The 10,050-nt window shown below is 61.0% G+C and carries 9 protein-coding genes; 7 read left to right on the top strand and 2 right to left on the bottom strand.

Annotated elements, in window-relative coordinates; translation table 11 throughout:
• Positions 1 to 214: 214 nt before the first annotated feature.
• Both ACNFHO_RS10895 and ACNFHO_RS10890 read right to left on the bottom strand, forming a co-directional pair.
• A complete protein-coding gene (locus ACNFHO_RS10895) occupies positions 215 to 1,435 on the bottom strand; it encodes a CaiB/BaiF CoA transferase family protein (RefSeq protein WP_416766235.1) in 1,221 nt (406 codons plus the stop codon).
• A 15-nt stretch (positions 1,436 to 1,450) separates the two neighbouring features.
• Positions 1,451 to 2,632 carry an acyl-CoA dehydrogenase gene (locus ACNFHO_RS10890; RefSeq protein WP_054894853.1) on the bottom strand — a complete coding sequence of 394 codons (1,182 nt, stop codon included), beginning with the start codon at positions 2,630 to 2,632 and terminating at the stop codon, positions 1,451 to 1,453.
• A gap of 165 nt (positions 2,633 to 2,797) precedes the next feature.
• Between ACNFHO_RS10890 and ACNFHO_RS10885 the strand changes: the two genes are divergently transcribed.
• The 7 genes from ACNFHO_RS10885 to ACNFHO_RS10855 all read left to right on the top strand — a co-directional run bounded on the left by ACNFHO_RS10885 (position 2,798) and on the right by ACNFHO_RS10855 (position 10,002).
• Positions 2,798 to 3,697 (top strand): LysR substrate-binding domain-containing protein, encoded by a 900-nt coding sequence (locus ACNFHO_RS10885; RefSeq protein WP_416766233.1) that lies wholly within the window; start codon positions 2,798 to 2,800, stop codon positions 3,695 to 3,697.
• A gap of 433 nt (positions 3,698 to 4,130) precedes the next feature.
• Positions 4,131 to 5,252, top strand: a complete 1,122-nt coding sequence (locus ACNFHO_RS10880; protein ID WP_054894856.1) for a Re/Si-specific NAD(P)(+) transhydrogenase subunit alpha — start codon at positions 4,131 to 4,133, stop codon at positions 5,250 to 5,252.
• 11 nt (positions 5,253 to 5,263) lie between these two features.
• Positions 5,264 to 5,578 carry an NAD(P) transhydrogenase subunit alpha gene (locus ACNFHO_RS10875; RefSeq protein WP_023378063.1) on the top strand — a complete coding sequence of 105 codons (315 nt, stop codon included), beginning with the start codon at positions 5,264 to 5,266 and terminating at the stop codon, positions 5,576 to 5,578.
• A gap of 2 nt (positions 5,579 to 5,580) precedes the next feature.
• Positions 5,581 to 7,032 carry an NAD(P)(+) transhydrogenase (Re/Si-specific) subunit beta gene (locus ACNFHO_RS10870; protein WP_054894857.1) on the top strand — a complete coding sequence of 484 codons (1,452 nt, stop codon included), beginning with the start codon at positions 5,581 to 5,583 and terminating at the stop codon, positions 7,030 to 7,032.
• A gap of 189 nt (positions 7,033 to 7,221) precedes the next feature.
• Positions 7,222 to 8,715 (top strand): acetyl-CoA hydrolase/transferase family protein, encoded by a 1,494-nt coding sequence (locus ACNFHO_RS10865; RefSeq protein ID WP_125931127.1) that lies wholly within the window; start codon positions 7,222 to 7,224, stop codon positions 8,713 to 8,715.
• Between the two features lie 444 nt (positions 8,716 to 9,159).
• Positions 9,160 to 9,372: a DUF1127 domain-containing protein gene (locus ACNFHO_RS10860; RefSeq protein WP_054894859.1), complete on the top strand. Its 213-nt coding sequence runs from the start codon at positions 9,160 to 9,162 to the stop codon at positions 9,370 to 9,372.
• A gap of 312 nt (positions 9,373 to 9,684) precedes the next feature.
• Complete coding sequence (locus ACNFHO_RS10855; RefSeq protein WP_063541802.1) at positions 9,685 to 10,002, top strand: DUF2388 domain-containing protein; 318 nt, start codon at positions 9,685 to 9,687, stop codon at positions 10,000 to 10,002.
• Positions 10,003 to 10,050: the final 48 nt, after the last annotated feature.

The raw sequence follows: 10,050 nt of genomic DNA, 5'->3' as shown, positions 1-10,050 counted from the left end.
CCGATCAGGTGATCGAAGCACTTCACACCTCACCGAACTCGCTTAACTCGTTGATTAGCAAGAAGTTTTGCGTTCCGTTTGCTGCGGAAGTGGGGCGCATTATAAGGGGATATGAGAGGGCGTCAACCTTTTATTTCAAGAATCTTTCAGATCGCTGAAAACACAGCGGGGAGGCCTGCCGGCCTCCCCGCTTCTCTATATAGCTGAGACGCTGTCACAGCACCCCTGCAGAACGCAGCACCTGAACAGCCGCTGCATCCAATCCCAAGACATCCCTCAGCACCGCCTCGGTATGCTCCCCGAGCAAAGGTGGGGCCCGACGATACTCCACGGGCGTCTCCGACAACCTGATCGGGCTCGCCACCTGAGGCACACTGCCCGCCAGCGGATGAGGAACATCCACCTTCAAGCCGCGCGCCACGACCTGCGGATCCTGGAACATCTGCGCCAGGTCGTTGATCGGCCCGCACGGCACTCCAGCCCTTTCCAGCTCCGCCACCCACTCGGCAGTGGTCTTGAACACCGTCGCCTGTCGAATCAGAGGAATAAGCTCCGCCCGATGCGCAACCCGCTGCTTGTTGGTGGCAAAGCGCGGATCATCTGCCCACTGCGGCTGACCGGCCACTTCCGCGAACTTGCGGAACTGCCCGTCGTTACCCACCGTAAGGATGAAGTCACCATCGGCCGTCGGGAAGTCCTGGTAAGGCACGATGTTGGGATGCGCATTACCCAGGCGCTTGGGCGGTGTGCCCGTGGTCAGGTAGTTCATTGCCTGGTTGGCAAGGCACGCCACCTGCACATCCAGCAGAGCCATATCGATATGCTGGCCCTCCCCCGACTGATCGCGATGCGCCAGCGCTGCAAGGATCGCCACCGTAGAATAAAGCCCGGTGAGAATGTCAGTCAGCGCCACTCCCACCTTCATGGGCCCGGCACCCTGCTCACCCTCAGGCCGTCCGGTCAGACTCATCAATCCGCCCAGCCCCTGGATCATGAAATCGTAGCCCGCGCGCTTGGCATAGGGCCCAGTCTGACCAAAACCAGTGATCGAACAATAGATAAGCCTTGGATTGACCGCCTTCAGGCGTTCGTAGTCCAGCCCATAGCTCGCCAGCCCGCCCACCTTGAAGTTCTCGATGACGATATCCGACTTTGCCGCCAGTTCACGCACCAGGCGCTGACCTTCGGGCTGGGTGAAGTCGATAGTCACCGAACGCTTGTTCCGGTTGGCCGACAGATAGTAGGCCGCCTCGCTGGTGTTCTCGCCTCGGGCGTCCCGCAGGAAGGGCGGACCCCACGCCCGGGTGTCATCGCCGCTATCCGGGCGCTCGACCTTGATCACGTCAGCCCCGAGGTCGGCGAGAATCTGGCCGGACCACGGCCCGGCCAACACACGCGACAGGTCCAGCACCCGCAGATGTGACAGTGCTCCCATGGCCGCGCCCCTCTATTAATAGAACGCCTGGATGCCGGTCTGTGCGCGGCCGAGAATCAACGCATGGATGTCATGCGTCCCTTCATAGGTGTTGACCACCTCGAGGTTGACCAGGTGACGCGCCACCCCGAACTCGTCGGAGATCCCGTTGCCGCCGAGCATGTCGCGCGCCAGACGGGCGATATCCAGCGCCTTGCCGCAGGAGTTGCGCTTCATGATCGAGGTGATCTCCACCGCCGCAGTGCCCTCGTCCTTCATCCGCCCCAGCCGCAGGCAGCCTTGCAGCCCCAAGGTGATCTCGGTCTGCATGTCAGCGAGTTTCTTCTGGATCAGTTGATTGGCGGCCAGAGGGCGACCGAACTGCTTGCGGTCCAGGGTGTACTGGCGTGCAGTGTGCCAGCAAGCCTCAGCCGCCCCCAGCGCGCCCCAGGAAATGCCATAGCGCGCCGAGTTCAAACAGGTGAACGGGCCTTTCAAACCACGGACCTCAGGGAAGATGTTCTCTTCCGGCACGAACACGCCGTCCATGACGATCTCACCGGTGATCGACGCACGCAGGCCAACCTTGCCATGAATGGCTGGAGCGCTCAGACCCTTCCATCCCTTTTCCAGAATGAAGCCACGAATATCGCCGGCATCGTCCTTCGCCCAGACCACGAACACATCGGCGATCGGGCTGTTGGTGATCCACATTTTGCTGCCCGTCAGGCTGTAGCCACCCTCGACCTTGCGAGCACGGGTGATCATCGCGCCAGGGTCGGAGCCGTGATTGGGTTCGGTCAAACCGAAGCAACCGATCCATTCCCCACTGGCCAGCTTGGGCAGGTACTTCTGCTTCTGCGCCTCACTGCCGAACTCGTTGATCGGCACCATGACCAGCGAAGACTGCACACTCATCATCGAGCGGTAGCCCGAGTCGATCCGCTCCACTTCACGGGCGATCAACCCATAGCACACATAGTTGAGACCACTGCCACCATACTCCGCCGGAATGGTCGCCCCCAGCAGGCCGACCTCGCCCATCTCACGGAAGATCGCCGGATCGGTCTGTTCGTGACGGAACGCCTCGATCACCCGCGGAGCAAGCTTGTCCTGGGCGAACTGATAAGCGCTGTCACGCACCATGCGCTCCTCTTCAGTGAGCTGCTGATCCAGCAGCAGCGGATCGATCCAGTTGAAGCTTGCTTTACCGGCCATGGGCAGAGTCCTCGAAAGGTATGTGACGAAATTTCTTGTTGCCTTGATCCTAGGCCGGAACCTGTCGGCGGACAAACGAGGATTGCGCACCTATTAGTGCTATTTTCTCACTCCGTAATAAGCGAAATCCCTATCCAACGCCTCTTATAAGTGAGAATGACGTACATGCGGCGCAAGATCCCCAGCACCACCGCCCTGGTCTGCTTCGAGGCGGCCGCCCGCCACGAGAGCTTTACCAAGGCCGCCCAGGAACTGGCGCTGACCCAAGGTGCCGTCTGTCGGCAAATCGGTGGCCTGGAGGGCTTTCTCAATGTGGAGCTTTTCCGACGCTCGCGCCGGGGGGTGAAGCTGACCGAGGCTGGCCTGTCGTACAGCCGCCAGGTCTCGGCGCAATTGGACGCGGTGGAACGGGATACCCTGTCGGTGATGCGTCAGCAGGGCGCCAACGTCATCGAACTGGCCGTAGTGCCGACCTTCGGCACCCAGTGGCTGCTCCCCCGTCTGAAGGACTTCCAGCAACGCCACCCGGAGGTAACGGTCAACCTCACCAACCGCACGCGGCCTTTCCTGTTCGCCGACACCACCTTCGATGCCGCCATCTACTTCGGCGACGCCGACTGGTCTGGCACCCAGTCACATCGCCTGATGGGTGAAAATCCGGTGCCGGTGTGCAGCCCGCAATGGCTCGACGGACGAGACGCACTAGACGCCAGATACATCGCCGAGCTGCCATTGCTGCAGCAGACCACCCGCCCCTACGCCTGGCGGCAGTGGTTCGACAGCCTGGGCATGAGCGTGGAACGCGACATGAACGGCCCGCGCTACGAGCTGTTTTCCATGCTGGGCCAGGCGGCAATGCACGAAATGGGCGTAGCCTTGATCCCGCCGTTCCTCATCCAGCGCGAGCTGGCGGAGGGCCGACTGGTGGTCGCAAACAAGCATGCCCTGTCGAGCGACAAGGCCTACTATCTGATGATTCCCGAGCGCAAGGTGGAGTCAGCTTCGCTGCGCGCATTCCGCGACTGGCTGGTGATTCAGGCGCGCGACTACGCCGCAAGCGCATGAAACCCAAAAGCTGACTTCGTAGTCAATTATTTTAAACACCTACAGATATATGGATTTGTCGCAAATCCATAAACTGTTCCATTAGCGAAAAAAACCGTATCAACCCTAGTAACCGCGAGGGTTTGCCGCTGTTTTTACGACATCCAGCAAACTACGGACGAAAACCGCCAAAAATTTTCGATTTTTTCTCCTAAGCTCCCAATAGCGCGTTCTTGACGGCCTGGATGCGGACGGTTGCGACAAGTGGTCACAGGGTGACTTGTAGTTTTAACTTCGTTTCGCTCCAGAACCGGTTGAAGCACCTGCGGTTCGTCTGCAAAATGCCTCGCCCGCCCCGGAACCGGCGGTATGCATTGCTCAACGACCGCTCCAGCAGCACCACCCGAAGTGCGCTGGAATCAACAATGACAAGGTCACCGCAGGAGACAAAGTCGTGCACATTGGTGTTCCTCTAGAGACGCAGACGGGTGAGGCGAGGGTTGCCGCGACCCCGGAAACCATCAAGAAACTGGTCGGCCAGGGCCATCAGGTCACTGTCGAACGGGGCGCCGGGCTCAAAGCCAGCATCCCGGACAGCGCCTATGAGGCCGCAGGTGCTTCCTTGGGTGACGCTGGCGATGCCTTGGGCGCGCAGTTGGTGCTCAAGGTGGTGGCGCCCAGCGACCAGGAACTGGCCCGGATCAATCCCGGCAGTATCCTGGTGGGCATGCTCAACCCCTTCAACAGCGAGCTCATCGCCAGGATGGCCGAACACGGCATCACCGCCTTCGCCCTTGAAGCCGCTCCGCGCACCTCGCGCGCGCAAAGCCTGGACGTGTTGTCATCGCAGGCCAACATCGCCGGCTACAAGGCCGTGCTGCTTGCGGCGCATCACTATCCGCGCTTCATGCCCATGCTGATGACCGCTGCGGGCACCGTGAAAGCCGCTCGCGTGCTGATTCTCGGTGCCGGTGTCGCCGGGCTGCAGGCCATCGCCACGGCCAAGCGCCTCGGGGCAGTGATTGAGGCGTCGGACGTACGGCCCGCAGTGAAAGAACAGATCGAATCCCTTGGCGCCAAGTTCATCGACGTCCCCTATGAGACCGACGAAGAACGCGAGTGCGCCGAAGGCGTAGGCGGTTACGCCCGCCCGATGCCGGCCAGCTGGATGCAACGCCAGGCCCAGGCGGTGCACGAACGCGCGAAGCAGGCCGACATCGTCATCACCACCGCACTGATCCCCGGCCGCAAGGCACCGACGCTGCTCAGCGCCGAGACCGTGGCGCAGATGAAACCCGGCTCGGTCGTCATCGACCTCGCGGCGGCCCAAGGCGGCAACTGCCCGCTCACGGTGGCCGATCAGGTAGTGCTGGCACACGGCGTGACCATCGTCGGCCCGACCAACCTGCCCGCCCAGCTGGCTGCCGACGCCTCTGCGCTGTACGCACGCAACCTGCTGGACTTCATGAAGCTGCTGTTCGACAAGGACGGCGCGCTGGTGATCAACCTGGAAGACGACATCGTCGCCGCGTGCCTGATGTGCCGCGACGGCCAGGTCGTGCGCAAGAACGGCTGAGGAGCACGACAATGGAAGACATGCTGATTTCCCACGGAATCTACAACCTGATCATCTTTGTGCTGGCCATCTACGTTGGCTACCACGTGGTCTGGAACGTTACCCCGGCGCTGCACACCCCGCTGATGGCGGTGACCAACGCGATTTCCGCGATCGTCATCGTCGGCGCGATGCTCGCCGCAGCGCTGACGGTCACCCCGGCCGGCAAGCTGATGGGCACCCTTGCCGTGGCCCTGGCCGCGGTCAATGTGTTCGGGGGCTTCCTGGTCACCCGCCGCATGCTGGAAATGTTCAAGAAGAAAACCAAGAACGAGGGGCAGAAGTAAGCATGAGCATGAATCTGGTCACCCTTCTCTACCTGGTCGCCTCGGTCTGCTTCATCCAGGCTCTCAAAGGCCTGTCGCACCCGACCACCTCCCGGCGCGGCAACCTGTTCGGCATGATCGGCATGGGCATCGCCATGCTCACCACCATCGGCCTCATCTATAAGCTCGCTGCACTCTCGGTCGGTAGCGGCGGCGCCACCGCGGGTATCGGCTATGTCCTCGTCGGCCTGCTGATCGGCGGCAGCGCCGGGTCGATCATGGCCAAGCGCGTCGAGATGACCAAGATGCCAGAGCTGGTCGCTTTCATGCACAGCATGATCGGCCTGGCCGCGGTGTTCATCGCCATCGCCGCGGTGCTCGAGCCCCAATCACTGGGCATCGTCGCCAGCATCAGCGACCCTATCCCCACCGGCAATCGCCTGGAGCTGTTCCTCGGCGCAGCCATTGGTGCAATCACCTTCTCCGGCTCCGTGATCGCCTTCGGCAAGCTGTCGGGCAAGTACAAGTTTCGCCTGTTCCAGGGCGCACCCGTACAGTTCGCCGGCCAGCACAAGCTGAACCTGATCCTTGGCATCACCACCCTCGCCCTGGGCTTGCTGTTCACCTTCACCGGACACTACAGCGCCTTCACCCTGATGCTGGTCCTCGCCTTCGTCATGGGTGTGCTGATCATCATCCCGATCGGCGGTGCCGACATGCCGGTGGTGGTGTCGATGCTCAACAGCTACTCGGGCTGGGCCGCGGCAGGCATTGGCTTCTCGCTGAACAACTCGATGCTGATCATCGCCGGCTCCCTGGTCGGCTCCAGCGGTGCAATCCTCTCGTACATCATGTGCAAGGCGATGAACCGCTCGTTCTTCAACGTCATCCTCGGCGGCTTCGGTGGCGACACCGATAGCGGCGCGGCGGCCGGCACGAAAGAACAACGCCCGGTGAAATCCGGTTCGGCCGACGATGCAACCTTCCTGCTGAGCAACGCCGACAGCGTGATCATCGTTCCCGGCTACGGCCTCGCGGTGGCCCGCGCCCAGCACGCCCTGAAAGAGCTGACCGAGAAGCTGACCCACAACGGTGTAACCGTGAAGTATGCGATTCACCCGGTGGCGGGGCGCATGCCCGGGCACATGAACGTACTGCTGGCCGAAGCAGAGGTCCCGTACGATCAGGTGTTCGAAATGGAGGACATCAACGCCGAGTTCGGCCAGGCCGACGTTGTGCTGGTGCTGGGCGCCAACGATGTGGTCAACCCCGCAGCGAAGAACGATCCCAAGTCGCCGATTGCCGGCATGCCGATCCTCGAAGCCTTCAAGGCCAAGACCATCATCGTCAACAAGCGCTCCATGGCCAGCGGTTATGCGGGCCTGGACAATGAACTGTTCTATCTGGACAAGACCATGATGGTGTTCGGTGACGCCAAGAAAGTCATCGAGGACATGGTCAAGGCCGTGGAGTAATCCTTTTCCGAGCTGGACGACACTGTTTTAGAAGGCCCCGGGAAGATTCTTCCTGGGGCCTTGTCGTTTTGCTGATCCAGATCAATGGCTCTATTTCCAGGCTCCTCATACGACCATGGTCGCGGGACGGCATCGGGCTAAATCTCTAGACTGCGCTGCAGTAGCCCAAGTAGCCCGAGATAACAATCCATGTACCGTGATCGTATCCGCTTGTCCTCCCTGCACAGCAAGGTAATGAGTGCGGCCGACGCCGCTGGCCTGATCGAGGACGGCATGACCGTCGGCATGAGCGGCTTCACCCGCGCCGGCGAAGCCAAGGCAGTGCCACACGCCCTGGCCGAACGTGCCAAGCAGTCGCCACTGAAGATCAGCCTGATGACCGGCGCCAGCCTGGGCAACGACCTGGACAAGCAACTGACCGAGGCCGGTGTACTCGCCCGGCGCATGCCCTTTCAGGTGGACAGCACCCTGCGCAAGGCCATCAATGACGGGCAGGTGATGTTCATCGACCAGCACCTGTCGGAAACCGTCGAGCAGTTGCGTAACAAACAGCTGACCTTGCCGGACATCGCAGTCATCGAAGCAGTTGCGATCACGGAACAGGGCCACATCGTGCCAACCACCTCGGTGGGCAACTCGGCCAGCTTCGCGATCTTCGCCAAGCAGGTCATCGTCGAGATCAACCTGTCGCACAACCCCAACCTCGAAGGGCTGCACGACATCTATATCCCGACCTACCGCCCGACCCGCACGCCGATTCCACTGGTGAAGGTCGATGACCGCATCGGCAGCACCGCGATCCCGATCGATCCAGCGAAGATCGTCGGCATCGTCATCAGCGACCAACCAGACTCGCCCTCCACCGTCCTGCCACCGGATCACGAGACCCAGGCCATCGCCGACCACCTGATCGACTTCCTCAAGCAGGAAGTTGATGCCGGACGCATGAGCAACAGCCTTGGCCCGCTGCAGGCCGGCATCGGCAGCATCGCCAATGCCGTGATGTGCGGGCTGATCGAATCGCCGTTCGAAGACCTGACCATGTACTCCGAAGTGCTGCAGGACTCGACGTTCGACCTGATCGATGCCGGCAAGCTGCGCTTCGCCTCGGGCAGCTCGATCACCCTCTCGACCCGCCGCAATGCCGACGTGTTCGGCAACCTCGAGCGTTACAAGGACAAACTGGTGCTGCGCCCCCAGGAGATTTCCAACCACCCTGAAGTGGTGCGTCGCCTGGGCATCATCGGGATCAACACCGCGCTGGAGTTCGACATCTACGGCAACGTCAACTCCACCCACGTGTGCGGCACGCGGATGATGAACGGTATCGGTGGCTCCGGCGACTTCGCCCGCAACGCCCACCTCGCGGTATTCGTGACCAAGTCGATTGCCAAGGGTGGTGCAATTTCCAGCGTGGTGCCGATGGTCAGCCATGTCGATCACACCGAGCATGATGTGGACATCCTGGTTACCGAACAGGGCCTGGCCGACCTGCGCGGCCTTGCACCGCGCGAACGTGCCCGGGCGATCATCGACAACTGCGTGCATCCGGACTACCGCGCCGCACTGAACGACTACTTCGACCGCGCCTGCCAGCGAGGCGGGCACACCCCGCATATCCTGCGCGAAGCGCTGAGCTGGCACGAAAACCTGGAAGAAAGCGGGCGGATGCTGGCTGGCTGATCGGCCAGCTGTATCGGTCTTCTGAGCCCATCGCGGGACAAGCCCGCTCCTACAAAAGCAGCTCAGGCCTCTGTGGGAGCGGGCTTGCCCGCGAAAGGAACACTGCGATGCATGGCACCGGCTGCGCCGGTGTTCGCGGAACAAGCCCCCGATCATGTCTGTCTTGATAAAACAGTTAGACAGTTAGGCATATAAAACTGTACTACTGTACCGCTAAAATCCCCGCCTCAATCCCGCCTATATTTTAAAACACAGCGAAAATGCACGAAAACAGTGCAGACCAGTACAGTTATGCCAATTCGGAGTGCAACAGTAGCGTTTAACAGTTAACTGGCCCATCGCAATACTGGTGAACTGTATCTACTGTTATGGACGACAGAGGAGGATCATTGGCATCAGTTAAATCACTACCTAATCCCGCCACAAGCGGAAGGATGACACATCATGGAACGTACCCTCAGTTCCGGTCTGGTTTTCGAAAACAACGTTGAATCCAAAGCCTCGGCTCCTCTGCGCGCCCTGTCGACCCTGCTGCTGTGGCAGCGTCGCATCGCCAGCCGCCGTCAATTGGCTCGCCTGGATGCCCGCCTGCTGGCCGACGCCGGTATCAGCGAGTCCCAGCGCTACCAAGAGCTGAGCAAGCCTTTCTGGCGCTAAGCTCCGGCTTGCCGGCACCACGCCGGCACCGCGAATTCTCAAAACCCGTCGCAGGGAACTGCGACGGGTTTTTTTGTTTCAAACCCGCGCAGTTGAGCAGCTCAACACAGAAGCAGTACAATTTCTGATAATTAAAAAAAGACCGTAACAGTTCCATCTGATCTCGTCCTTCACATCTGGAAACAGAGCCACGTGATACGCTTGCGACAACGGCCTGTTAGCTTGGTCAAACGCGCTGCCTATTATCTAAAGTACCGTGACGAGCAGTGCGAGCGTCCGAATAATCAGAACTACCCCCCGCAGGAGTCCCCCATGTCCCGTAAATACCTGTTTGGCGCTGCCATGCTGCTGAGCTTGGCGGGCACCGCCCACGCCACCAGCTTCGTCGTCACCACCGATGCCGTGGTTGGCGCAGTGGCCGCGTCCACCGACGCCACTTCCGACGTCTCCTCTTCGTTCCGTGACGACAAGATCGTCCAGGCCGCCCGTGACGACGCTGCCAGCTTCGTTGGCAGCCAAGGGGATATCCGCGGCGCGAAGCTGGAAAGTGCCTTCATCCATATCCGCCAGCAGATGCCTGCACTGCAAGCCAGCGACACGCAACTGGCGCAGGCCATCCTGGCCCTCTGACGCCAACCATCGTACCCGCAGGCCACGGCGCCCCCGTCGCCTGCGGGA

Source organism: Pseudomonas sp. NY15374, from assembly GCF_048068255.1.
Lineage (GTDB): Bacteria > Pseudomonadota > Gammaproteobacteria > Pseudomonadales > Pseudomonadaceae > Aquipseudomonas > Aquipseudomonas machongensis.
Note: the sequence above shows the minus strand (reverse complement) of the source record. Positions and strands in the feature narration are given on the sequence as shown.